At 47.9% G+C, this 25,225-nt stretch carries 18 protein-coding genes; 7 read left to right on the top strand and 11 right to left on the bottom strand.

Features of this window, described 5'->3' with window-relative positions; all coding sequences use genetic code 11:
- Positions 1-121: 121 nt before the first annotated feature.
- The gene (locus KWJ01_RS11275) at positions 122-1,459 is read right to left on the bottom strand and encodes a dihydrolipoamide acetyltransferase family protein (RefSeq protein WP_224996539.1); all 1,338 of its coding nucleotides are present in this window, start codon (positions 1,457-1,459) and stop codon (positions 122-124) included.
- Positions 1,460-1,621: 162 nt separating this feature from the next.
- The gene (locus KWJ01_RS11270; protein ID WP_224996538.1) at positions 1,622-2,875 is read right to left on the bottom strand and encodes a competence/damage-inducible protein A; all 1,254 of its coding nucleotides are present in this window, start codon (positions 2,873-2,875) and stop codon (positions 1,622-1,624) included.
- Positions 2,876-2,962: 87 nt separating this feature from the next.
- On the opposite strand from KWJ01_RS11270, the gene KWJ01_RS11265 reads away from it, so the two are divergent.
- Complete coding sequence (locus KWJ01_RS11265; RefSeq protein WP_224996537.1) at positions 2,963-3,691, top strand: DUF4197 domain-containing protein; 729 nt, start codon at positions 2,963-2,965, stop codon at positions 3,689-3,691.
- Positions 3,692-3,756: 65 nt separating this feature from the next.
- Here KWJ01_RS11265 and KWJ01_RS28135 read toward each other — a convergent pair whose 3' ends face one another.
- A complete protein-coding gene (locus KWJ01_RS28135) occupies positions 3,757-8,004 on the bottom strand; it encodes a S8 family serine peptidase (protein ID WP_304502770.1) in 4,248 nt (1,415 codons plus the stop codon).
- A gap of 145 nt (positions 8,005-8,149) precedes the next feature.
- On the opposite strand from KWJ01_RS28135, the gene paaN reads away from it, so the two are divergent.
- Positions 8,150-9,826 (top strand): phenylacetic acid degradation protein PaaN, encoded by a 1,677-nt coding sequence (paaN, locus tag KWJ01_RS11250; RefSeq protein ID WP_224996536.1) that lies wholly within the window; start codon positions 8,150-8,152, stop codon positions 9,824-9,826.
- A 69-nt stretch (positions 9,827-9,895) separates the two neighbouring features.
- Here paaN and KWJ01_RS11245 read toward each other — a convergent pair whose 3' ends face one another.
- From KWJ01_RS11245 to KWJ01_RS11230, 4 genes are read right to left on the bottom strand one after another with little or no spacing between them, the layout of a single operon-like run.
- Positions 9,896-10,393, bottom strand: a complete 498-nt coding sequence (locus KWJ01_RS11245; protein WP_224996535.1) for a dihydrofolate reductase — start codon at positions 10,391-10,393, stop codon at positions 9,896-9,898.
- Positions 10,390-11,310, bottom strand: coding sequence for a methionyl-tRNA formyltransferase (gene fmt, locus KWJ01_RS11240; protein WP_224996534.1), 921 nt, complete (start codon positions 11,308-11,310; stop codon positions 10,390-10,392). Before fmt ends, KWJ01_RS11245 begins: the two co-directional genes overlap by 4 nt.
- Before the next feature lie 20 nt (positions 11,311-11,330).
- Positions 11,331-11,876, bottom strand: coding sequence for a GNAT family N-acetyltransferase (locus KWJ01_RS11235; RefSeq protein ID WP_224996533.1), 546 nt, complete (start codon positions 11,874-11,876; stop codon positions 11,331-11,333).
- Positions 11,866-13,173 carry an exo-beta-N-acetylmuramidase NamZ domain-containing protein gene (locus tag KWJ01_RS11230; RefSeq protein ID WP_224996532.1) on the bottom strand — a complete coding sequence of 436 codons (1,308 nt, stop codon included), beginning with the start codon at positions 13,171-13,173 and terminating at the stop codon, positions 11,866-11,868. Before KWJ01_RS11230 ends, KWJ01_RS11235 begins: the two co-directional genes overlap by 11 nt.
- A gap of 49 nt (positions 13,174-13,222) precedes the next feature.
- Between KWJ01_RS11230 and KWJ01_RS11225 the strand changes: the two genes are divergently transcribed.
- Positions 13,223-14,440 (top strand): FtsX-like permease family protein, encoded by a 1,218-nt coding sequence (locus KWJ01_RS11225; RefSeq protein WP_224996531.1) that lies wholly within the window; start codon positions 13,223-13,225, stop codon positions 14,438-14,440.
- Positions 14,441-14,603: 163 nt separating this feature from the next.
- On the opposite strand, the gene KWJ01_RS11220 is transcribed toward KWJ01_RS11225, so the two are convergent.
- Positions 14,604-15,359 carry a polyprenol monophosphomannose synthase gene (locus tag KWJ01_RS11220; RefSeq protein WP_224996530.1) on the bottom strand — a complete coding sequence of 252 codons (756 nt, stop codon included), beginning with the start codon at positions 15,357-15,359 and terminating at the stop codon, positions 14,604-14,606.
- A 138-nt stretch (positions 15,360-15,497) separates the two neighbouring features.
- Complete coding sequence (locus KWJ01_RS11215) at positions 15,498-15,635, bottom strand: hypothetical protein (protein ID WP_224996529.1); 138 nt, start codon at positions 15,633-15,635, stop codon at positions 15,498-15,500.
- Positions 15,636-15,685: 50 nt separating this feature from the next.
- On the opposite strand from KWJ01_RS11215, the gene KWJ01_RS11210 reads away from it, so the two are divergent.
- Positions 15,686-18,841 (top strand): hypothetical protein, encoded by a 3,156-nt coding sequence (locus KWJ01_RS11210; RefSeq protein WP_224996528.1) that lies wholly within the window; start codon positions 15,686-15,688, stop codon positions 18,839-18,841.
- A 76-nt stretch (positions 18,842-18,917) separates the two neighbouring features.
- Here the strand turns inward: KWJ01_RS11210 and KWJ01_RS11205 are convergent, their stop codons facing one another.
- Positions 18,918-19,841 (bottom strand): hypothetical protein, encoded by a 924-nt coding sequence (locus tag KWJ01_RS11205; protein ID WP_224996527.1) that lies wholly within the window; start codon positions 19,839-19,841, stop codon positions 18,918-18,920.
- A 165-nt stretch (positions 19,842-20,006) separates the two neighbouring features.
- On the opposite strand from KWJ01_RS11205, the gene KWJ01_RS11200 reads away from it, so the two are divergent.
- Complete coding sequence (locus KWJ01_RS11200) at positions 20,007-20,756, top strand: outer membrane beta-barrel protein (protein ID WP_224996526.1); 750 nt, start codon at positions 20,007-20,009, stop codon at positions 20,754-20,756.
- Between the two features lie 125 nt (positions 20,757-20,881).
- Here the strand turns inward: KWJ01_RS11200 and KWJ01_RS11195 are convergent, their stop codons facing one another.
- The gene (locus KWJ01_RS11195; RefSeq protein ID WP_224996525.1) at positions 20,882-22,276 is read right to left on the bottom strand and encodes an arginine decarboxylase; all 1,395 of its coding nucleotides are present in this window, start codon (positions 22,274-22,276) and stop codon (positions 20,882-20,884) included.
- Positions 22,277-22,343: 67 nt separating this feature from the next.
- On the opposite strand from KWJ01_RS11195, the gene rocF reads away from it, so the two are divergent.
- Positions 22,344-23,309 (top strand): arginase, encoded by a 966-nt coding sequence (gene rocF, locus KWJ01_RS11190; protein ID WP_224996524.1) that lies wholly within the window; start codon positions 22,344-22,346, stop codon positions 23,307-23,309.
- A 95-nt stretch (positions 23,310-23,404) separates the two neighbouring features.
- The gene (gene argS, locus KWJ01_RS11185) at positions 23,405-25,195 is read left to right on the top strand and encodes an arginine--tRNA ligase (protein ID WP_224996523.1); all 1,791 of its coding nucleotides are present in this window, start codon (positions 23,405-23,407) and stop codon (positions 25,193-25,195) included.
- Positions 25,196-25,225: the final 30 nt, after the last annotated feature.

Here is a 25,225-nt window from a genome sequence, read left to right as displayed (position 1 = left end):
GTTGCATTATGACTGATCGGAATCCTAAAACTTAGTTGTTATGAGTTCTTAATGTAAAGAAAATGATATAGGATAGCAGTAAAAAAGCCCCTTTCGGGGCTCCTAACATTTGTAGTATATCTTAGATAGACCGGTTAAGTTCAAAACGTTCCAGGTAATCGGCAACCCTGCGTACAAACATACCTCCCAGCGATCCATCTACCACACGGTGATCGTAAGAGTGGGAGAGGAACATCTTATGCCTGATGGCTATTACATCGCCATGCTCTGTTTCCAGTACGGCTGGCTTTTTCTGTATGGCACCCAGGGCAAGAATTGCTACCTGCGGCTGCAGAATAATGGGCGTGCCCATTACATTACCAAAAGAACCTACATTAGAAACGGTAAAGGTACCGCCTGCGAGTTCATCTGGCTTAAGCTTGTTGTCGCGGGCCCTTTTAGCCAGATCGTTCACTTTGGTTGATAAACCCAGCAGGTTCAGCTGATCGGCCTGGTGAATAACAGGTACGATAAGATTACCGCTTGGCAGGGCTACGGCAAGGCCAATGTTGATGTCTTTGCGCTTGATGATATTGGTGCCATCTACCGACACATTGATCATTGGGTAATCTTTGATTGCCCGCACAACCGCTTCGATAAAAATTGGTGTAAAGGTAAGATTTCCTGCATCGCGCTTCTTGAACTCGTTTTTCATGCGGTTCCGCCAGAGCACAATGTTGGTAACATCGGCCTCAACAAAAGAAGTAACGTGTGGTGAAATGCGCTTGGAATCGACCATGCGCTCGGCAATCATGCGGCGCATCCGGTCCATTTCAATGATCTCATCATTGGCACCAATGGATACTGAAACCTTTGGTGCTGCAGGGGATGTTGCAGCCGGAGCAGGGCTGGCAGATATAGGCTGCTGTTGTAGTGCTGCCTGCGGCTGGCTTTGTGCCTGTGGCTGCGCCTGGCGCTGTTCTACATAGGCAAGGATATCTTTTTTGGTAACCCTGCCTTCTTTACCGGTGCCTGGCAGTGTTTCGAGCTCCTGCATGGAAATGCTTTCCTGGCGGGCTATGTTAAGCACCAGCGGTGAATAAAAGCGGTCGCCCTGCTGCCTTGGGCTTACATCGCCAGCCTCGTTGGCGTCTGGAGAAGGGCTGGATGACTGCTCTGCAGCCGGTGCTGCAACGGGTGCCGCTGTTGCAGCCGGAGAAGCATCTGCAGAGGCGGTGCCATTGGTGTTGATGATAGCAATGGGAGAGCCCACCTGTACAACCTCTCCTTCTTTTGCCAGTATTTTTTCGAGCACACCACCATGTGTGGCAGGTACTTCAGTGTCAACTTTATCGGTTGCTACTTCCAGTACAGATTCGTCTTGCTCAATGCTATCTCCCTCCTTTTTTAACCAGGAGAGGATGGTGCCTTCCATGATGCTTTCGCCCATCTTGGGCATCACCATTTCTACTCTTGCCATGCGTGTAGTTGTTAAAAGCTAAGAGGATAAAATTATCTTTGGTATATCCTTAAAAATAGGTAGTAAATTTATCTACTTCTGAAAAAAGAACTGAATATTGTTCTGTTTTTGTAATATATAAATTATAACTCCCTTTACAAAATTAGTGTTTTTCACCTAATTTCAATCGTTTTCGTTTAGAGTTTGGTACAAAAGGGTAAGTAAATATGCCGCAGTATAGCGAATATTCAAATCTCTGTCCTGCGTAAGTTGAAGCTTTTTAGTACGTGTTCCACCAGGCCCCGATACGGCAACCCATATCAGCCCCACTGGTTTTTCGGCTGTTCCGCCTGTTGGGCCGGCAATGCCGCTGGCAGAGATGCCAATGTCGGTATTCAACTTCTGTCTTACGCCTTCGGCCATTTCTTTTACGGTTTCTTCGCTAACGGCTCCATGGGTTTGCAGCGTTTGCTCCCTTACCCCCAGCAGTTTTGTCTTGAGCTCGTTCTGGTAGGCTACAATGCTGCCCTGGTAGTAGGCAGAGCTGCCGGGAACTGTGGTAAGGGTGTAGGCAATAAAACCGGCAGAACAGCTCTCGGCTGTAGCAATGCTAAAGTTTTTCTTCTTTAAGCGCCTGCCAATGGCGGCGGGCAGAGAATCGGTATCGTAACCATACACCCATTTGCCAATGATAGACAGTACTTTATCAACCTGCTCTTCCACCTCCTGCTGCAGGGTATCCAGCTGGGTTCCGGAGCCGGTGAGGCGCAGGTCTACCATGCCCAGGTGTGGCAGGTAAGCAAGCTTTATGTGCGGGGGCAGTGCTGCTTCCCAATCTTTTACTTCATCGGCCAGCCATGATTCGCCAATGCCTGCAGTTTTAATGGTACGGTGGTGGAGCACCTGTGTTTTAAAGAACTGCTTAAGCAGGGGCAGTATGCTGTGCGCCATCATGTTTTTCATTTCGTGCGGTACACCCGGCATGGAAATAAAAACCTTGCCCTCGCGCTCAAACCACATGCCTGCGGCAGTGCCCCAGTTGTTTTTGATAGGCGTGCAGCTTTCGGGCAGCATGGCCTGCAGCTGGTTGCGTTCTGTAAAATTAAAGTCCCTTTTCTCAAACAGCTGGCGAATGTGCTCCAGGGTTTCAGCGTGCATGCTCAGGCGGGTGCCGAAATACTCTGCCATTACAGGTCGGGTCAGATCATCGGCAGTAGGGCCAAGGCCGCCGGTAATAATAATGGCATGCGCTCTTTCTTCTGCCGCGGCAAATGCTGACAGTATTTCTTCTCTTACATCACCCACGGATGTTTTTCTCACAACCCTGAATCCTGCCAGCCCCAGTTGCTGACTGATCCACTGCGAGTTAGTGTCGGTAATTTGTCCGTAGAGGATTTCGTCTCCAATGGTGATAATTTCGGCAAGTGGCAAATTCATAAAAATTGGTAACGTTTTTGCTGTTTGTATTTCGGCCGGAATATAACCATCCGCCAGCATATTTGTTCCATAACCATTGAAATGACAATGAGAAAGCAATTGATAACAGCGGGCCTGGGTGCAATCTTACTGATGAACGCAGGCTGTACCACACAGCAGATCAACCAGGCTATAGGCGACGTTAACGATGCCCTCGGGCAAAACCAGCAGGTAACCACTACGGAAGTAGCGCAGGGACTCAAGGAGGCCTTAACCGTAGGCATTAGCAAAGGTGCCCAGCAGGCAGCGCAGGAAAATGGCTACTATGGAAATCCTAAACTGCGTATACCTTTTCCGCCGGAGGTGCAAAAGGTAGAGAATACCCTGCGGCAAATTGGCCTGGGCAGCGAAGTGGACAAGTTCGTGCTAACCCTGAACCGAGGTGCAGAGCAGGCTGCCAAAGAAGCTAAACCAGTGTTTGTGACTGCTATAAAAAGCATGACCATACAGGATGCCTGGAACATTTTGCGCGGGCAGGATGATGCCGCCACCCAATACCTGATGCGCACTACCAGCGGCGAGCTCAAAACACGTTTTCAGCCTATTGTAGCACAATCGCTTCAGAACGTAAATGCCACCCGCTACTACAGCGATCTGGTAAATACCTATAACAAGATTCCGGGGGTGCAAAGGGTTAATCCCGACCTGGAGGCCTATGCCACCGATAAAGCCATAGAGGGGTTGTTTTTACTGGTAGCAGAGGAGGAAAAGAATATCAGGGAAAATCCCATTGCTCGCACCACCGAGCTGTTAAAAAGAGTTTTCTCCAAGCAGTAAACATCCTCCAAGCAGTAATCACCACTAAAGTAAAAGCCGGTCTAAGCCGGCTTTAATTCTATGTTTTATTGCAGCACTACCCGGCTCTGCCAAACCTGGCGGCCATTTACCAGCCGTATCAGGTACATACCTTTTGGATAGGCCTCCAGGCTGATCTGTGTTGTATTTGCGCTTACCGGCTGCTGCGTTAACTGTTTGCCAGATGCACTTAGAACCGTTATGCTAGCATTTTGCTGCAGGTTCTCCGGCATCTGTAAGTTTACTTCACCATTGGTAGGATTTGGATAAACCTGCAGGCGGTCTATTGAGCCTGAAAGTCCATTAGGAGCTTCAATTACTACCACCTGCTCTTTTGTTTCGGTACAACCGAAAATGTTGGTGGCGGTTAAGCTTACCGTATAGCTTCCCGGAGCCTGGTAGCTATGCTCAGGGTTCTGTCTGCTGCTTGTGTTGCCATCGCCAAAGTTCCACTCCCAGCGGATAGTTAAATGCTGACTGGTGTTGGCGAATTTTACAGGGCTTTGGGCTGTAAGTGTTTGCTGCGTTTCCGCTACCTCAAAGGCGGCAAAATCTTCTGGTGCATTCACTAAAACACTTACAACTTCGCTTTCCAGCCCTCCATTAAGGCTGGTTACGTAAAAGGTTTGTGAAGTAGTTAAGGCAGTTACTGTGTAAGAAGGGCCTCTATGCAATAGGGTTTTTTTTTGGTCATCGGCATAGAAATAATAAACACCCTCCTGCTGTGGTTCCAGAACGGCCACTTCTCCTTTGCAGGTAACCACATTCAATAGGCTAGGTTTAGCAGATGCTACTAATGGAAGTTGCTGTAAGAACTGTTGGCTACATCCATTGCTGAAAGCCACCACTACCTGCAGGGTGGGAGCGGTAGTATTCGCATCGTATGCGTATGTAAGGTGTTCACCTTCCCCAATCAGCGTTTTCTCTTCATACCACTGAATATGGGTGGGTGTAGTGTTTGCTTCCAGCTGAGCTGTTACCCTCACAGCATATTGGCTGTCACTATCTGTTAATTGCTGATGCGAAAGGTGCAGCTTTGCATTAAACACTTCTACAAGAAAAGGTACTGCTTTGCTTTCTTTTACACCTCTGCCTGCAGAAATATAATATTGCCTGCTGGCAGGCAGTGCAGGTGTTGTGAATTCAGTTCCAGAGTAAAGTAAATGCTGTTTCTGAGCATCATCGTATACATTGATGAGACGACCATCAACATCGGCCAATACAGCACTTTCATTGATGCATATCTGTACCTGCTGCAGGCTGGGCAGGTTTTCTTTACGAATCACCACCACTTTCTGCTGGATAGTGTTAGTACAGCCTGCTTCAGTTTTTATTTCCATCTCTACCAGATAAGTGCCTTCTGTGGTATATGGCACTGTGGCAGAAGCTTCGTTACCAAGTATGCCATTACCAAAATCCCACTGCCATTCGTTTGCCTTAGGACTGATGTCAGTAAAGATAATAGACTCAGTATCGCCGTTATTCAGGTATAGAGTATCTGTAGACATGCTGAAGTTAGCTTCCGGCTTGCTTACCAGTACTTCGATTCTTTCAATATCACTTGCCCAAACATCATTAATATTTACGGCATAAATGGTAGTATCCTTAGAGAGTGGCTCAAAAGTGATTGACTCGCCTTCTGCAATAGGTTTTCTTGCCTCCTCGTCAGAGAAGTAGCGGAAAATATTTCCTTCTTTGGGAGTTATCTGTGTTTGAACGCCTGTGCAGGTTTGAACTCTGGCAATAAGAGGCGGTGTTTTTTTGTAAGTCAGATACTGCTGTTTTGCTTTTTGAACAGCAGCTTCCAATCCAGCCAGGCTGGAAGATGTAACCATTGCAAACACAACTTTTTCTGCGGTTTTGGGCGCCAATTCTGTAATGGTGCCGCCCAAAAATTTGGCTACATCATTTCCACTGCCATGGATGCCTGCTTCTTCTTTACTGATCCCCTTGCTTATAAAATTCCACTTTTGCAGACGGCTAAGAGATTCCTTGATTTCGGCAGTATTGCCGTTGCGTGTATTCAAATCCACAGCATGGTAAAGGAGTGGCTGGCCGGAGAGGAGCGCTACGCCAGCATACCTGCCTGTGGCTGCATCATAGGTATAACCAAGTTTATGATCAGTACTAAATTCGGCTCTGTTCAGGGAAAAGTCACCCAGGTTAAAATCGGCAAACAGTGCAACGTTCAGGTTTTTATAGACAGTGTCTGCCCGGTTGATTATGCGATACTCTATCACAACTGAAGCATCGCTGGAAGGATCGCTCCAGCCCAGTATTCGCTGGTCAACCAGAAGGTTGAGCTTAGTGCTGTCCTTTACAATCACTTCAAAACTGGAACGTGCATCAACACTTGCCGGAGAGTTTTTGTACAGTCTTAGGCGGTCCTTTGTTCTGAAGTCCTGGTCTCGTACAGCCGGGTTGGTATAGAAAATTGCATTGTTGGCAACAGCTTTAGGGTTCTGGGCCAGTATCAGGCCCATATTGTGTGCAAGTGGTGCATTCTGATAACGGAGCCCCAGTCCCTGAAGGTTATAATCATAATTATAGCCAAGGTTACCATTAGAGGCCACGGTTAGGGTAAGATCATCTACTTTAAAATCAATATACAGGCCACTGGACCTGAACTGAAAATACTGATAGTCTTTGTAGCCCTGATTATTTGTAAACTCCAGTTTGAAGGTCAGAAAGGTTAAAGCCGGTAGGTCGGGGTGAAGGTAAACCCGGAAAGGTTTCTCAGTATTTGACACGGTTTCCCGTGTATTTATGGCTCCCAGCGCAAAATCACCCTCCAGTACCGTTGCATAAGGAGATTCGGAAATTAGCTTTACCTCTACATTTGTTGTAGGATCCAGGTAGTTGGTAAAATCCATTACAAAACGAACGGTATCTTTATGAAAGGCGTAATTGCCAAAGCCGTTGTTATATTCAAATTTATCCATTCGAACAGAGGGGCCGACGGCGGCCTGAAGGGCAGCAAACATGTTTAACCTGCCGGTACCCAGACGTTCAACATAGGCTGCATTTTTACCGTTGGCGTAAATATCATCGGTGGTCCTGCGCAAACGTTCAATCACCTGGAGCGCAGTGAGTTCCGGGTATTTAGCCCGTACCAGGGCAGCGGCACCTGCTACGGTTGGCGAAGCAAAAGAAGTTCCCACGGTGGTAACATAGCCTTTTCCGTTCACTGTTGAATGATTGATCATGGGAGATACCAGATCTACATAGCGGCTCCAGGTAGCGTCTTTATCTTTGTTATCAAGATTATCGCTGCCAGAAACTGATAATACATAGTTATAGGAGGCAGGGTAAAAATTCAAGTTTGCATTGGTGTTGCCAGCAGCAGCAACAACTACTGCATCTTTTTCCAGCACAGCATACCGTATAATATCCTGAACGTATTCTGAAGGAGGGCTATCTCCACCCCAGCTGAGGTTAATGATTTTACAGCCCATGTTTGCTGCATAAACAATGGCTTCATAACCATTTACAAATCGGCTGTCTTTGGTAGTAAATACCTTTATGGGCATAAAGCGACTGTTGTAACCAGAGCCTGCAACACCAATACCATTATTGGTGGTGGCAGCACAGGCGCCAGCCACTACGGTGCCATGAGAACTGCCATCGGCCATCGGATTATTATCATAGTTAGCAAAGTCCCAGCCATGATAGTTGTCTGTGTAACCATCGCCATCATTGTCTATACCATCAATAGGATCCTTTTCGTTGAGGTATAAATTGTCGACCAGATCGGGATGATTATAATCAACCCCAGTATCGATAATAGCAATTACTATATCCTTATTGCCTTTCTGAATATCCCATGCCTGAGCAGCTTTTACAATTTGTAGTTGGGATTGATGGGTATAGTTCGGATCGTTAGGTACCTCCAGCAACTGGGGCAGATAGTAGGGTTCTGCATATTGTACTTCGGGGTCCTGCCTGAGTATTTCTACAACCTCTTCAACACTTATGCCTGCAGGTAGTTGCATTTTAAAAATACCATCCAGAGCCGATGAAACTTGCCTTTGTACATTTTTATGATTTTTCGCATTTTTAGCAGACGGAAAAGGCTGGGCAACTTTAACACCGCCTACTTTTTTCTTTAATTTTTCTGCAACTTCGTCAGGCATTGCAGAAGTAGCGTAACGGTTATTATACGTTGAGGTTGGAACAGACTTGAGTTTAAAAATAACTGTTCCTGCTTCGTATTCAGCTTTTTTTGTTTGCTGGGCCCAGCAAAGGCCAGAGAGCATCAGTAGTAAAAAGAAGAGAAAGTTTCCGTACTTAGTCATGGTCGAGAGGTATTAAGCTGTAGCAAGTATCTGAAGCTATGTATTCCTCCAGGCTTTGCATAATTGCCATCCTGACCAGCGTGTAAGGATTAGAAACAGGGTTCTAGATTGAAATATTTCGTTTAAGGATTAAATCATTTATTACATGTCACTTTTTGAAAAACACAGATCAGTTTTAACCAACGCGGTAGATGCATTGCACAAACGCGACTTTTTTGCGCTTTATCCTGAAAACCCATCGCCAAAGGTGTATGGCGAAACGGCTGATGCCGACGGGCAGCAGCGTTTCAAATCTCATTTAGGTAAAAAATTTGAAGAACTGCTGCAGGAGCCTGGTGATCGCTGGGTAGGTGAGGAGGAATCTCCCTATACACTGGAGTCGCTGGGCATCAGCTACCCTGCTGCCAGTACAGAAACCCTGATCAGCAGATCTCTAAATGCATTTGACCAATGGCGTAAGATTACTGCAGATACCAGGGCGGCTGTTCTGATCGAATCGCTGGAGCGTTTAAAAGACCGCTTTTTTGAAATTGCCTACGCCACCATGCACACCTCCGGCCAGGGCTTTATGATGGCTTTCCAGGCAAGCGGACCCCACGCGGCCGACCGGGCGCTGGAGGCCATTGCCACAGGCTATGAAGAGCTGCAGCGGGTGCCCCGTGCCGTTACCTGGGATAAACCCATGGGTAAGTTCAATATTACGCTCGATAAGCAGTGGCGTGCCGTACCTAAAGGAATTGGCCTGGTGGTAGGCTGTTCTACTTTCCCCACCTGGAATTCGGTACCGGGCCTATATGCCAGTCTTATTACAGGTAACACCGCAATCGTTAAACCGCATCCTACAGCCATTTTACCGATGGCAATATTTGTAGCCGAGCTGCAAAAAGTGTTAGCGGAAGAAGGCCTGGATCCGCACATTGTACAGCTGGCGCCGGATACCCTGGGGCAGCAGATTACCAAAGAGCTGGCCGAGCATCCCGACGTTGTGCTCATTGACTATACCGGTGGCTCTGATTTTGGTAATTACCTGGAGAACCTAAAAGGCAAAGCAGTATTTACTGAAAAAACAGGGGTGAATTCGGTTATTCTTGATTCGATGGAGAATCCGGATGAGGTTGCCCAAAACCTGGCTTTTAGTGTGCTGCTCTACAGTGGGCAAATGTGTACGGCACCACAAAACTTTTTTGTTCCTGAAGCCGGCATTAAAACTCCTGGAGGTACTTTAAGCTTTGCTGAATTTGCAGAGAAGTTTACAGGAGCAATCGAGAGCCTGGTAAATAATCCTAAGGCAGCGCCGCATGTGCTGGGAGCTATTCAGAACCAGCGTACCAGCGACAGGCTTAGTGAAACAGCCAAGCTTCCGGGCAGGGTATTACTGCAGTCTAAATCTGTAGAGAACCCGGTGTTCCCTAAAGCCCGTACTGCATCGCCAGTGGTGCTGGAGGTAGCTGCCGAAAATAGGGAAGTATACAGCAAAGAGTTGTTTGGGCCGGTGGTGTTGCTCATCAAAACCAAGAGTACCGTACAGAGCATTCAGCTGGCGCGCGACCTTGCAAAGCAGCATGGTGCTATCAGCTGTGGTGCTTATGTAACGGATGATGAACTAAAAGAAACCATTGCCGACCAGATGGGGCTGGCCGCAACACCAGTAAGCTTTAACCTGACTGGTGGCATTTACCTTAACCAGAATGCAGGTTTCTCTGATTTTCATGTTACAGGCGGTAACCCTGCAGGCAATGCAAGCTTTACCAATCCGGAGTATGTAGTGAAGCGCTTTACCTGGGTAGGCTTCCGCGAACCTGCAAAAGCAGCCGCTGTGTAAAAACAGCAGTTAATGATTGATAACCATCCAAAGCATAAAAGCCAGCACCTTGAACGGCGCTGGCTTTTTCTATTTCTTTTCCAGTGTTACAAAGGCGTAATCATGTGGATTCTGATGGTCGGCCTGGTATTCTTCCCGCCTGGTTTCCTGCCACTGGCTCATGTCCAGCTCCGGGAAATAAGTATCCCCCTCGAAGGTATCTTTGATTTCAGTAAGGTAAATACGATCTACATATCCCTTGTCCAGTGCCTGCCGGTAGATTTCTCCGCCACCTAAAATAAAAACCTCCTGCTGTTTTTGCGCTTCTGCCAGCTGCAGGGCTTCTTCAAGGCTGTGGAGCACCAGGCAATTTTCTTTAAAATAATCCTGCTGGCGTGTAATGATAATATTCAGACGGTTAGGCAATGGTTTGTTCACTGATTCATAGCTCTTGCGGCCCATGAGCACGTAGTGACCGGTGGTGGTTTCTTTGAAAAATTTCAGATCGTGCGGCATGTGCCAGATCAGGCCATTATCTTTTCCGATAACCCCATTATCGGCGCGGGCTACTATTATAGATCGTATCATAGTTGAAATCCTCGTAAAAATTCTTCTGTAGTCATGCGTTTTTTGCCTTCCAGCTGCAGTGCTTCTACTGCCATGAGCTCATCGGCAGCCTTGCAGGCCAGGTAGGTTTTGCCATCACTCACCCACTCACCAGGCGCTTTATCGGGTGCTGGTTTGCCGGTTAAGCTGGCTTTATAAACCTTCAGCACTTTTCCCTGCAGCTCTGTCCAGGCAGCGGGGTAGGGGCTTAGTCCCCTGATAAAGTTGTAGAGCTGTTGTGCAGGCAGGTTCCAGTCTATCTGGCAGGTTTCCCTGAATATTTTAGGGGCGTGTTTAAGTTCGCTGCTTTCCTGCTGCGGCTGGCTGGGGGCCGTATCGGCAGCAATGGCCTGCACCGTACGCAGCACCAGCCAGGATCCTTTCACCATCAGCCTTGCATACAGGGTGCCTACGTTATCATCAATCCTGATCTCCTCCCGCTCCTGAAAAATAATGGAGCCGGTATCTATCTCGTGCTTCAGGAAAAAAGTAGTGATGCCTGTTTCAGTTTCACCATTGATAATGGCCCAGTTGATGGGTGCCGCTCCACGGTACTGCGGCAGCAGTGAGGCATGCAGGTTAAAAGTACCTTTTTCAGGCATTGACCAAACTGATTCTGGAAGCATCCTGAAAGCCACCACTACCTGCAGGTTAGCCCGCAGGCTGCGCAGCTCTTCCAGGAATTGAGGCGATTTCAGGTTGGTGGGCTGTAAAATATTAAGTCCCTGGCTTTCGGCATACTCTTTTACAGGCGATGGAATTACTTTCTGACCGCGCCCCCTGGGTTTATCGGGTGCTGTGATAACCCCTACAATATTAAACCCATGCTCAACCAATATCTGTAAACTGGGCACCGCAAACTCGGGTGTGCCCATAAAAACTATGCGTAACTCCGACATAAAAATGATTTAGAGTAAAGCTAGCCTCTTTTATGCAAACGCTCAAGGTATTGCTGCTTTTCGAGGCTAAAGTATGTTAGTGCCATGCCATAGGCCTTATGGAACCCACAGGCACGCATGCCCAGTTTTTTTAACACCCGCTGCGAAGCCTTGTTTTGCGGATGTGTTACTGCCACCACTTTTTGTAGCCCTGCTCTAAAAAAAGAGTGATAGAGTAAACCTGCTGCTATTTCTGTTGCATAACCCCGCCCCTGAGCTTCGGGCTTAAGTTTATAGCCAATTTGCAGGTAGGGGCTGTTGGGCAGAGTAAAAAGGGAGGCTGTGCCAATATACTCATGATTCTCCTGCAGTACCACCGCCCAAATACCCGAGAGAGGCTCCAGCTGGTACCGCTCAATAATATGGTTCAGGCGTTCCTGGCACTCTGCCGGCGTTCTGGGCCTGCCTGTAATAAAGCGCATTACTTTAGGATTACCTTCAACAGCTCTGTAAGGCAGCAGGTCTGCATGCGATAACTGGCGCACCAGCAGACGCCTGGTCCTAAATACCGGCTTTTTACTGTGCATCCGGATATAACAGGTACCTGGTTCTCTTGCTTTTGTAACTTTCCAGCTCAGGCTGCCAGCTGGCGCGTATCTGCTCTTCTGTAAGCCCCTGCTTAATTTGCGCAGCCAGCTGATCGGTACCCGCCAGTGTGTTGAAGAAGGTCTTAAAGAATTGTTCTTTTTCCGGGAACAGCTGGTAAAAGCTGATAACGTAGCCAAGATCGAGCTCATTGGGAGGTGTTACCTCTCTTAAATCGAGTCCCCAGCATTGTTTGCCTTCCAGTGGCGGGTTTTTAGCGCCGGGCATAGGGGTAGGGGTAAAGGTAAAGCTGCCAAAGCGATGATCGGGATAACCGATTACCTGGAATGGAAAGGGTGTGCCCCTGCCCAGGCTAATAGGTGTTCCCTCAAAAAAGCAAAGGCTGGGGTAAAGTAGTATGGATTGCTGGTTAGGCAGGTTGGGAGAGGGGCGCACAGGCAGCACATAGGGAGTGTTGTGTGTATACTGTTCCATCGGCACCACCGTAAGCTTTGCCTGCTTTTGGCCGGCAAGCCATCCCTCGCCGTTGATCATCTGGGCCAGTTCTGCTACGGTAAGCCCATGAATCACTGGGATGGTATGCATACCCACAAAAGAGCGGAACTTTGGATTAAGCACGGGCCCGTCTATAATATGGCCGAGCGGGTTTGGGCGATCGAGCACCATAATTTCTTTGCCCTGTTCTGCAGCCGCTTCCATGGCATAGTGCATGGTGCTGATGTAGGTGTAAAAGCGCGCTCCCACATCCTGTATATCAAAAAGTAGCAGGTCAATATCCTGCAGTTGCTCGGGCGTAGGTTTTTTATTATTGCCGTATAGCGATACCACCGGCAAACCTGTGGTGGGATCGGTGGTGCTGGCTACTTTTTCGCCGGCATCGGCTGTACCCCTAAAGCCATGTTCGGGCGCAAATACTTTTTTCACCTGCACACCTTCTTTCAGCAGCAGGTCAACAAGGTGTATTGCCTCGCCATTTTGCTGCGGAACCAGGGAGGTATGGTTTACAATCATGCCAATTCGCTTACCTTTGAGCATGGGCAGGTAAAAATCTACCCTTTCGGCACCAAGGCGAAGGCTGGCGGCAGTTAGGGCTTGAGGTTCAGCAACTGGAACAGTTTCTTTGGCAGCATCTGCCGTGGCTGCCGTGGTAGGTGTTTGGGTACTAGTGCTGTTCTGGCAGGATGCCAGGGCTGTGGCGGGCAATAATAAACTTAGCAGCAGGCCCTGCTGCAGAAAAAACTTACAAAATTTGCCAAACAATTCTATTTGCTGCATCATTGTGCCTTTTGATCTAGTTATATAGTTAATTTATAAAACCTGCTCGGGCTTGAACCTATCATACTTTATTTCTTCGCGCATCAACAATGCCAATAAGGGCTCTTTCTCTTCGCTGATACATAAAATAGCAGTGGCGAGCATAGGGCTTGGCCTGGCCGTGATGATTGTGTCGTTTTTGATCCTGAGGGGCTTTCAACAGACTATTACCGACAAGGTAGTGAGTTTTGGCGGTCATCTGCAAGTAACCCGCTATACCTTCGGCAATATGTATGCCGAAAACCCAATTTCGAACAACTTAGATTTTTATCAAAACCCGCAGGATTATCCGTACATAGAACATGTGCAGCAGTTTGCTTACAAGCCCGGTCTGCTAAAGACGCAGGATGAGGTACTTGGCGTACTGCTGAAAGGTGTAGGGAAAAAATTCGACAGGGAGCGCTTTTTGCCAAATATGCTGGAGGGCACTTTCCCCAGTATGGAAGATACGGCTGTATCCACCGAGGTAGTCATCAGCCAGCGTATTGCAGACCAGCTTAGGCTGGAGGTAGGAAATGATGTGATCATGTACTTTGTGCAGAACCCGCCCCGCTTCAGAAGGCTGCAGGTGGCAGGTATTTACGCCACCGGCATGGAAGATTATGATGAATCGCTGATCCTGGGTGATATTGACCTGGTCAGGCAGCTCAACAACTGGAATGATACCCTTGCCGGTGGTCTGGAGGTATACCTCAGGGATTTTGACGACATAGATAAAGCGCAGGAACTGCTGTATGAGCTAACCAATTACAGTTATTATGTAGAAAAGGTAACAGACCGGAACATACAGATATTTGAGTGGCTCAACCTGCTCAACAGAAATGTGGTGATATTCCTGGCCCTTATCCTGTTCGTGGCCTGCTTTAATATGGTGTCTATTCTGCTTATTCTGATTATGGAACGCACGCCCATGATCGGTACCCTAATGGCAATGGGGGCCACGCACGGACAGCTCCGCCGCATATTTATTACCAACGGTATGCAAATGGTGTTGAAAGGAATCCTCTGGGGGAATATTATTGCCCTGGGCTTTGGTTTTATTCAGCAGCAGTTCAAGCTCATTCCGCTCGATAAGGACAACTACTACATGGATACTGTACCCATCTTGTGGGACTGGCCCATCATCATTGGCCTGAACCTGCTTATCTTTGTGCTGGTGATGCTTATCCTGCTTATTCCCTCCACCATCATCTCCCGTATACAGCCCATCAAGGCGATCAAGTTCGATTAAAGGAGTTGTGGGGGAATGAGTTAACGGGGCTGGAATTTACAACATAAACTATTCTGGAATAAGGTATAGCAGTGATGGTAAAGCACAAGAGTGGTTTGATCAGGGTACACAAAACTCGCGCCCTCACCAAATCACCGCAGCGGCAGACTGTTCCCTCAATTCCTCACTCATTCACCAATTCCCTTTCCTTCGGCTGGTAGCTTTTGAAGAAGGACTTGAGCTTCATGTAGATGATGCCGAAAATAGCTTCTTTAAAGATGTGACGTGACATTTTGCTTACCCCTTTGTCGCGGTCAGTAAAGATGATGGGAACCTCTTTGATGTCAAAGCCCCACTTCCAGGTAGTGAATTTCATCTCGATCTGGAAGGCATAGCCAACAAACTTGATGTTGTCGAGGTCTATGGTTTCCAGCACACGGCGGGTGTAACATTTAAATCCTGCAGTGCTGTCGTGTATGGGCAGGCCTGTGATGAAGCGCACATAGAGGGAGGCAAAATACGACATCAGCACGCGCGACATAGGCCAGTTTACCACGTTCACACCTTTCACATAGCGCGAACCTATGGCCATGGCATAGCCTTCGCTGGCACAGGCATCATAGAGCCGCAGCAGGTCTATCGGGTTATGGCTGAAATCGGCATCCATCTCAAACACATACTCATAGTGCCGCTCCAGGGCCCACTGGAAGCCCTTGATGTATGCAGTACCCAAACCCAGCTTGCCCGGACGCTGCAATAAGTGCAATGCACCGCCATACTCCAGCTGAAGATCAAGCACCCGCTGCGCTGTTCCGTCGGGCGATCCATCATCTATTATCAGAATATGAAAGGTTTTTGGCAGGGTAAACACCCGCCTGATCATGGCCTCTATATTCTCAATCTCATTATAAGTGGGTATAATTACCAGACTATCCGACACGGCACAGAAATAGCTTAGCCTCAAAAATAGTAAAAAGAAAGCAGTTTGCCTGCTTTTAAGCCGATTCCGGAAAGTTAAACTAAGTTAAAAAGCCAGGGTACAGCTGAAGAGGAAAACTATGCTAGGGCATTAAAAGGGTCACTCAATCAAATACTGATTGGGATAAAGCCAGGCACTAGCTGTTTTTTCAGCTCCTTTATACCGGCTATCAGTGGTTAAACATTGCAGTTTTTTAAACTGAGTTATTAAATCAACTGCCACTGTTGCTATTTTCATGCAATCCTGGATATCTTTTGCATATTTTTCAATACATAATAAAACCTTTTATGCTCAGACATTTCTGGAAGGGCTGCTTTGTGCTGTTGCTGCTGTCCGTTTCAATTGCTGAAGCCCAGCAGCTGGATATGGCCCGCTTCAAGAATATCAAGCCCAGGAACATTGGCCCGGCTGCCACCAGCGGACGTGTAACGGCTATAGATGCGGTACACGAAAACCCCAATATCATTTATGTAGGTACAGCTTCGGGCGGCCTTTGGAAAAGTGAAGGCGGCGGAGTAACCTGGCAACCAATTTTCGATAAGGAGAAAGCGGCATCCATTGGTGCCATTGCCATAGATCAGACCAACCCGCAGGTAATATGGGTGGGCACCGGCGAGGGTAATCCCCGCAACAGCCAGAGCAATGGTAACGGGGTTTATAAGAGCATCGACGGCGGTCGTAGCTGGCAGCACCTGGGGCTGGAGGCCACCAGCAACATCCATCGCATCATCATCAACAAAAACAATCCCGAGGTGGTGTATGTGGCTGCACTGGGCACTGCCTGGGGCGATACCAAAGACAGGGGCGTGTACCGTACCACCGATGGCGGAAAAAGCTGGGAGAAGATCCTGTATGTGAATGAAAGAACCGGGGCATCTGACCTGGTTGTAGACCCTGCCAACCCAAATAAAATGCTGGTGAACATGTGGGAGTACCGCCGCTGGCCCTGGTATTTTAAATCTGGTGGTGCTGGTTCTGGACTGTACATGACCCTGGATGGCGGCAACACCTGGACAAAGAAAACTTCGGAAGACGGGCTGCCGGAGGGAGAGCTGGGTAAAATAGGCTTGGCCATTGCCAGGAGCAATCCTAAGATTATATATGCTCTGATTGAATCAAAGAAAAATGCACTCTACCGCTCCGAAGATGGCGGCTTTAGCTGGCATAAAGTGGCTGATAAAAATATAGGCGACCGCCCGTTCTACTATGCCGACCTGGCGGTGGATCCTGCCAATGAAAACAGGCTCTACAATGTATTCTCCAATGTGACGGTAAGTGAAGATGGCGGCAAAACTTTTAAAACGCTGCTGGGCTGGGACCGCATCCATGGCGACCACCATTTCTGGTGGATCCATCCGCAGAACCCTGATCTGATCATGAATGGTAACGACGGTGGTTTGGCCATCTCCAGGGACAGGGGCAGCAGCTGGCGCTTTGTAGAGAACCTGCCTGTAACGCAGTTTTACCACATTGCAGTAGACATGGATACGCCCTATAACGTGATGGGCGGTACCCAGGATAATGGCACTTTCCGCGGTCCGAGCAAAGTTTGGCGCACCAGCGGTATCCGTAATAGTTATTGGGAAGAAATTGCCTTCGGTGATGGCTTTGATGTAGTGGCTGACCTGGATAATACCCGCTATGGCTATGGCATGTGGCAGGGTGGTAACCTCATGCGCCTCGACTATGAAACCGGTGCTTCAAAATTTATAAAGCCGGTGCACCCCAATGGCGAATTTCTGCGCTTTAACTGGAATGCGGCAATTGCCCGGGATCCGCACGCCCCTAAAACCATCTATTTTGGCAGCCAATACCTGCATAAATCTACCGACGAAGGGCAGAGCTGGCAGATTGTATCACCAGATCTTACCACCAACGATCCGGAAAAGCAGAAACAGAACAGAACCGGTGGGTTAACCTACGATATTACCGGTGCGGAAAACCATACCACCATTATGGCCATTGCGCCCAGCAGCCTTAAGCAGGATGTGATCTGGGTTGGTACCGACGATGGCAACATACAGCTCACCCAGGATGGCGGCAAAAGCTGGAAAAATGTGGCAGACATTATCAAGAGTTATCCCAAAGGTGCATGGGTACCGCAAATTACAGCTTCCAGTCATAAGGAAGGAGAGGCCTTTGTGGTAGTAAATGATTACCGCAGAAATAACCTGGCGCCTTACCTCTACCACACCACCGATTATGGCAAAACCTGGAAGAACCTGGTGAGCGCGGCTAAAGTAGATGGCTATACCCTAAGCTTTACCCAGGACCCCCTTGCACCAAAACTGATGTTCTTAGGAACAGAAGGCGGTTTATATGTAAGTGTAGATGCCGGTGCCAACTGGACAAAATGGACAGCGGGTTATCCCAATGTATCTACCATGGATATGGTGATTCACCCAAGAGAGCACGACCTGGCCATTGCTACTTTTGGCCGCTCCATGTGGATTTTAGACGATATACGTCCGCTTAGAGAAATTGCGCAGCAGGGTGCCCAGCTGCTGGATAAAGCTGTACACCTGTACCCAATACCGGATGCCTACCTGGTAAGCTACCGCGAAGCCGGGGGTACCCGCTTCCATGGCGATGCCATGTACCAGGGAGAAAACCAACCGTTTGGTGCGCAGGTGACATTCTCTGTAAAAGAGGTGAAAACTACAGATAAAAAAGATACTGTATATGTAGAGGTTTCAGATGTTGCCGGTAAGGTAATCCGCCATATGCAGGTAAAGGCCGAGCCAGGCATGAACAGGTTCTTCTGGTCGCTGGAGCATGATGCCATCCGGATGCCGGGTGCGCCTAAACCAAAAGAAGGCAAGCCCCTGGAGGCTGCCAGGCTGGTAAGTCCCGGCGAGTATACGATTAAGGTAATCAATGGCAGCGATGTTGCAAGCAGCAAAGTGCAGGTTAAAGCCGACCCACGGCTGAAGGCAGACCCTGCAGCCCTGCAGCAGACCTATGCCTTACTGGATGAATTTACAGATTATGTGAAAGGAGTAGCACAGGCAGTGGCTAACCTGCAGGAGGCCAAAGAAAGTGTAGATGCAGTGGTGGAGAAACTGGAAGGGGAGGAGAAAACAGCCATGAAGCAAAAGGGTGATGCGCTGAAAAAGCAGCTGGACTCCCTGCTGCAGAAAGTTATTCCTGCCGAAGATGTACAGGGTATTTTCGAAGATCCCGCCCTTATTAGTGTAAAGATAGGAGAGGCTTCCAGCCACTTTAATTCTCCCTTTGGTTCTGTAAGCGGTGTATTTGCCAAGCCTACGCCTGTAAGCGGTGCACCCACCGAAAGCCAGAAACTGGTGGTAGCACAGTTGGGCAAAGAAGTGAAGGCTTACCTGCAGGAGGTGAATAACTTCTTCCAGAACGACTGGAATGGTTTTGTGAAGCAGACTGAACAGGTGAAAATAACCAGAGATTATGCTCCAGTAGGCTTATGATTGATTAGGGAAAGAAAATAAAAAAAGGGAATGGATCCGGAAGTCCATTCCCTTTTTCTTAATAGCTTTCTGATCACTACCTCCTGTTGCGGCCGCCAAACCTTGCCTGCAGGCCAATGGAAGGAATAATGGTTACGCCCTTAAAGCTGTATTCCCTGCCCTCGAGCAGCTTATAGGTACCGTAATTCTGGTAGTAGAGGGTTAGTGCAGGCAGTACATAAATAAATTTGTACCCAAACCTGCCGTTGATAAAAGCACCAAAGGAGGAGAAGTTGTTACTCTCCGATAGGCTTTCTATTCTTTCCACCCGGTTACCGCCTACACGCCTGAATACCTCACCCGGCTCAAAACCATAATTGATAAAAGTGTGGTTGTATACCACACCAAAGGCAATGCTGCCAATCTCTTCCTCAGGCCCGAAAGAGGTACTGAAAATCAGTGGCACCACCAGGTCGCGCCTGCGGGCATTGAATCTAAGCAGGTTGTTGATCCTGTCGAGATAAAACTGGTCGCCAATGTTCAGGTTCTGGCCGGAGTACTGAAGACCAACGCTGCCATACAGCCCGCGCGGGCCCGGATCCTGGGGTGTTCCCGTAGAGCCCATAAACTGGTACATACCATCGATCACATGAGCACCGGAGGCATATTTATAGCCGGCATCAAAACGAGGAGCTATGCCATACCTAACATACACATCAAAGGCCGGGCCAACAGGATCTATGGCATAGGCCGTAAGTGCCCTGGCGAAAACATCAATCTGTTCATCAAAAAAAACAGAATCCCTGTTGGTAACGGCATCAACAGTGGTCCTTGCAATGTCATCCAGTTCACTAAGAGGTTCGGTGGCAATGTTACCCCCATAATTAAAGCCTACCTTAAACTGGCCGGGGGCAGTAACTTTGCCGGAGTTGATGATAGACCTGGGGGCCGTGCAACTGGCCATTGCAGTTAGCAGTGCAGCAAGCAGGCAGCCTTGTTCAAGCATTCTTTGAAAACGCATTGTTCTTATTTAATTTGTTCCTGTAAAAAATGGAGGCATAGTTGCAAAATACAAGAAAAAGGCTTGAATAAGCAGCGGTCTGGCCTGTTGCCGTATCCAAAGTACTATGCACCCGTATACTGAATTATTATTTTTACTTTTTTATCTTCTGTAGATACTATAGCTATGCGGTATACAATATTGTTTTTAGCCTTGCTGATTAATTTTTATGCTCTGGGCCAGCCAACTCCTGAATATCATTACTTAGATGAATACGCACACCCCCACAAGAGCAATTTTAGTGCCCAGATAAATGTGGGATTTACGGGGCTTGATGGGAATAGTTGTACCCTTGGCGAGTTTGAAGATCAGAATTATTTTCTGAACCCGCACTTTTCACTCGGGCTTGGCTATCAGCTTACTCATTATATCAGTGTTTTAACCAGGGCAAGCTACTACAGAATGAGCTGCGATTCTCCAACAGACCTGGGGGGAGAAGGCATGGTGGGTAACAATTTCAGCGGTATACTGGCAGTAAAACATTCCTTGTTTCCTGCCAGGGAGTTTGATGAGCATACAAGGGATTATAACTTTTATGCTTTGGCCGGTGCAGGAGTAATGCTGATCAATCCGAGAAATCCTGATTCTGGCGAAAATTTTGATGGTAATCCTGATTTCAGCAGCACAGCCCTGGTGGTGCCGCTTGGCGTAGGGGGAGAGTACAGACTTAGCAGCTTCTTTTCTATGGCGCTGGAGCTTAGCTATTATTTAACCGGAAGCGACTACCTGGATGCAGGGCTGGTTGAAACAGCCAGCAGCAACAGCAACGACAATTTTGTTACTTTAGGGGTAAATGTTTCTTACCGCATACCCCGAAAAAGCTTTAACTACAATAACTTCCTAAAGCTCAAAAACAGGCCGGGAGTAGAGGAATAAAGATCTATTATTGTTTGTAGCAGCTTTACCTAAAAGGTAGCGCTGCATTAAAAAGAAAAGGTTCTGCAGCACTGCAGAACCTTTTTTATGGTATTAATATTGATCATCAATACATCTAACGCTGGTTACTTGCCGTAGCCCAGTATCTGCATCATGCTTTCACTATCCTGTTCCGTAGAAAATACTTCGTGGGTAATATTTCCATGCTCATCCTGGTCGATAACGATATGCTGCGGTGCAGGAATAAGGCAGTGCTGAACGCCGCCGTAGCCACCAAGCGTTTCCTGGTAGGCTCCTGTATGGAACATGCCCATGTACAGCGTCTGCCCTTCTTCTATTTTAGGCAGGTATACCTCTGAGGTATGTGCCTCCGATGCATAAAAGTCCTGGCTGTCGCAGGTAAGGCCGCCAAGGTTAACCTTCTGGAAGCGGTTGTTCCAGTGGTTGATGGCAAGCATCAGGAACTTCTGGTTCAGGCCCCATACATCGGGCAGCTGGGTAATAAAGGAGCCGTCTATCATATACCAGAGCTCCTTGTCGTTCTGCAGTTTCTGACCTAAAACAGAATAAATGGTAGCGCCGCTTTCACCTACGGTATAGCTGCCAAACTCGGTAAAGATGTGAGGCTCGGGTACATCGTTTTCGCGGCACATTTCCTTTATGTTCATCACGATCTGATCGATCATGTATTCATAATTGTAATCGAAGTGCAGCGAGGTTTTGATCGGGAAGCCACCACCAATGTCAATGGTGTCCAGCTCGGGGCATATCTTTTTCAGCTCGCAGTACATCTGCACAAACTTGCTGAGCTCACTCCAGTAGTATACCGTATCCTTGATGCCGGTATTAATAAAGTAGTGAAGCATTTTAAGTTTTGCCTTAGGGCTGTTGCTGATCACTTCTTTGTAGAAAGGAATCACATCGTTGTAGCGGATGCCCAGGCGGGAGGTGTAAAAATCAAAATTTGGTTCTTCGTCTGCAGCCACACGAATCCCTACTTTATAAGGAACATTCACCCATTTTTCCAGGTACTGAATCTCCATCAGGTTGTCCAGCACCGGGATGCAATTATGGAAACCTGCGTTCAGAAAGTCAGAAATATGCTTACTGTAGCGGTCTCTTTTGTAACCATTACAGACAATTAATGTATCTTTGTTAATCTTCCCTCTTTCGTAGAGCCTTTTAATAATGGGCATATCAAAGGCCGAAGAAGTCTCCAGGTGGATGTCGTTCTTTAACGCTTCTTCTACCACAAAACTGAAATGGGAAGATTTAGTACAATAGCAGTAAGTATATTGCCCTTTATAATTATGCTTCTCTATCGCTTTGGCAAACAATCGCTTGGCCTGCTGAATATTCCTCCCGATTTTGGGTAGGTAGGTTATCTTCATGGGTGTGCCATATTGCTGTATGATGGGCATCAGTGGCACATCGTTGAAAATTAACTCTCCATTTTCAACGCGAAATTCTTCTGTTGGAAAGTAAAATGTCTGATGAATTAGGTCAGCGTAGCTTCTCATTCTCCTGGATTCGTGCGGTAATTAAGTTTACGTCCTAAAATTTGAATAAATAACTGGCTAATACAATATGGAAAGGATAAAATTCATAGAGGTAGCTTCTGAGTTAGGGGCTGGTACCAGAGGTGCCAGCCTTGGTATAGGAGCGTTAAAAGCTGCCTCCCTTGCCAAAGGGTCTGATTTCTTCAAGAGATACCCCTGCATGGCCGTTCCCACACTCAATGAACAGTTATTCGAAGATATATTACACCCTTACGCAAAACGCATCCCGCAGGTTAGGCAAATACTGGAGTACACCTACGATGCGGTAAAAAACACATTGCAGGAGGGTTGCTTCCCGGTGGTGCTGGCAGGCGACCATTCCACGGCAGCCGGTACCATCGCAGGCATAAAAGCTGCTATGCCGCAAAAACGCCTGGGTGTTATCTGGATAGATGCACATGCCGACCTGCACACACCATTTACCACCCCTTCGGGTAACATGCACGGCATGCCGCTTTCTATGGTTGCCGGTATCGATAACAAGGAGTGCCAGGTAAATGAGCCACAGGCCGAAACGGTAGAGGAGTGGAGCAGGATTAAGAATATAGGCATTGCGGGTGCTAAAATAGATCCTTCGGATATCGTGTTCATCGGTATGCGCTCGCGCGAAGAGCCCGAAAAAGCAATTATCAGCCGCCATGGTATCCGTAACTTCTCTGTAGAAGAATTGCGATCGAAGGGTGTGGCATCCGTGGTACACGAAACCATGAATCTGCTGGCCGATTGTAGTGCAGTTTATATCTCTTTTGATGTAGACAGCCTTGACCCGGAAATTAGCGCTGGTACAGGAACACCGGTACCGCAGGGACTTACCGTAGAAGAGGCAAGAGAGCTTAACCATTCGCTCATCAGCCAGGAGAAGGTGGTTTGCTGGGAAATGGTAGAGATAAACCCTACGCTCGATGTGCTCAATAAAATGGCAAAAACAGCCTTCGAAATACTCGAAATAGCAGTAACTGCGCGTTCCTCCAATGGTAAACTGATAGACGCATAGTTACAAAAGCAGTTAAATTACAGAAAAAGGGTGGGGCAAGGTTCCGCCCTTTTTCATTATTTTTGTCCGAAACCCGAACAGCTTAGCTTTCACCAATGAATATTGAACAGGAACTAATCAGCAGCATTCATAAGGCTTTTACAGACCTTTACCAGCATACGGCAGACCTTCAGGAGCTTAAACTGCAGCCTACCCGCAAAGAGTTTGAAGGTACCTATACCTTTGTGACTTTTCCTTATGCACGCATCAGCAAAAAAGGACCTGAACAAACCGGGCAGGAGCTGGGGGCTTACCTGCAGCAGAACAGTGCGCTGGTGAGCGGCTTTAATGTGGTGAAAGGTTTCCTGAACCTTGAGATTGCCGATGCCGCCTGGCTTCAGCTGTTTGCTGCCATTGCCGGGGAGGATAGCTGGGGACAACTGGCAGCAAACGGCAAAAAGGTGGTGGTAGAGTACAGCTCGCCCAATACCAACAAACCCCTGCACCTGGGACACCTGCGTAATAACTTCCTGGGTTATTCGGTTTCGCAGATCCTGAAAGCAGCCGGTTACGAGGTTTCAATGGTAAACCTGGTAAACGACAGGGGCATTCACATCTGTAAATCAATGCTCGCCTACCAAAAGTGGGGCGGGGGCGAAACACCGGAAAGCAGCGGCATTAAGGGCGATCATCTGGTGGGTAAATACTATGTGGAGTTCGATAAACATTACCGCAGGCAAATTGAGGAGCTGGTAGCACAGGGAGTAGAGAAAGAAGAAGCCAAAATCAAAGCACCGCTGCTGCAGGAAGCTCAGGAAATGCTGCGTCAGTGGGAGGCCGGCGATCCGCAGGTGGTAAGCCTCTGGAAAACCATGAACAGCTGGGTATACAGTGGCTTTGAGCAAACCTATCAGAAAATAGGCGTTGCATTTGATAAGTTCTACCACGAGTCTGATACATATCTGTTGGGCAAAGACATTGTAGAGGAGGGCCTGGAAAAGGGCATCTTCTTTAAAAAAGATAACGGATCTGTATGGATAGACCTAAGCAGCGATGGCCTCGATGAAAAGCTGGTGCTGCGTTCCGATGGCACCTCTGTCTATATTACCCAGGATATGGGTACGGCCGATCTGAAGTACAAAGACTTTGGCATGGATAAGTCTATTGTAGTGGTGGGTAATGAGCAGGACTATCACTTCAAGGTGCTTTTTCTGATCCTGGAGAAGCTGGGCAGGCCCTATGCGCCCGGCAATTACCACCTAAGCTATGGCATGGTAGACCTGCCCAGCGGTAAAATGAAAAGCCGCGAAGGCACCGTTGTAGATGCCGACGACCTGGTGCAGGAAATGGAAGAAACCGCCGAAAACTACACCCGTGAACTGGGTAAGGTAGAGGGTATGGACCCTGATGAAGCAAAAAGGCTCTTTACCATGCTGGCCCTGGGGGCCCTTAAATACTACCTGCTGCGGGTAGATCCTAAAAAACGCATGATGTTCGATCCCCAGGAGTCTATCGATTTTCAGGGTAATACTGGTCCGTTTATTCAGTATACTCATGCACGTATCTCTTCGCTGCTGCGCAGGGCAGAGGAAATGGGTATAAATTACAAAGCTGTTGAAATAAGCAAGCAAAAATCAGTGCACCCAACTGAGCGGGAGGTTATCTTCCAGCTTAGCCAGTATACCGATAAAGTGCGCCTGGCAGGAGAGGAGTATGCTCCTTCCATTATTGCTCAATATGCCTATGACCTGGCTAAAGAGTTTAACCGCTTTTATACTGAAGTCTCGGTATTTAATGCCGATGACGAACAGCTGCGAGATTTTCGCATAGCCCTGTCGGCGGCTGTTGCCCGTACAATCAGGCACAGCACAAGCCTGCTGGGTATAGAAGTGCCGGAGCGTATGTAACAGGGTGGCAGGAAATTTTGTGAAGAAATA

The sequence above is a fragment of the Cesiribacter sp. SM1 genome, from assembly GCF_020178975.1.
Classification (GTDB): domain Bacteria; phylum Bacteroidota; class Bacteroidia; order Cytophagales; family Cyclobacteriaceae; genus Cesiribacter.
Note: the sequence above shows the minus strand (reverse complement) of the source record. Positions and strands in the feature narration are given on the sequence as shown.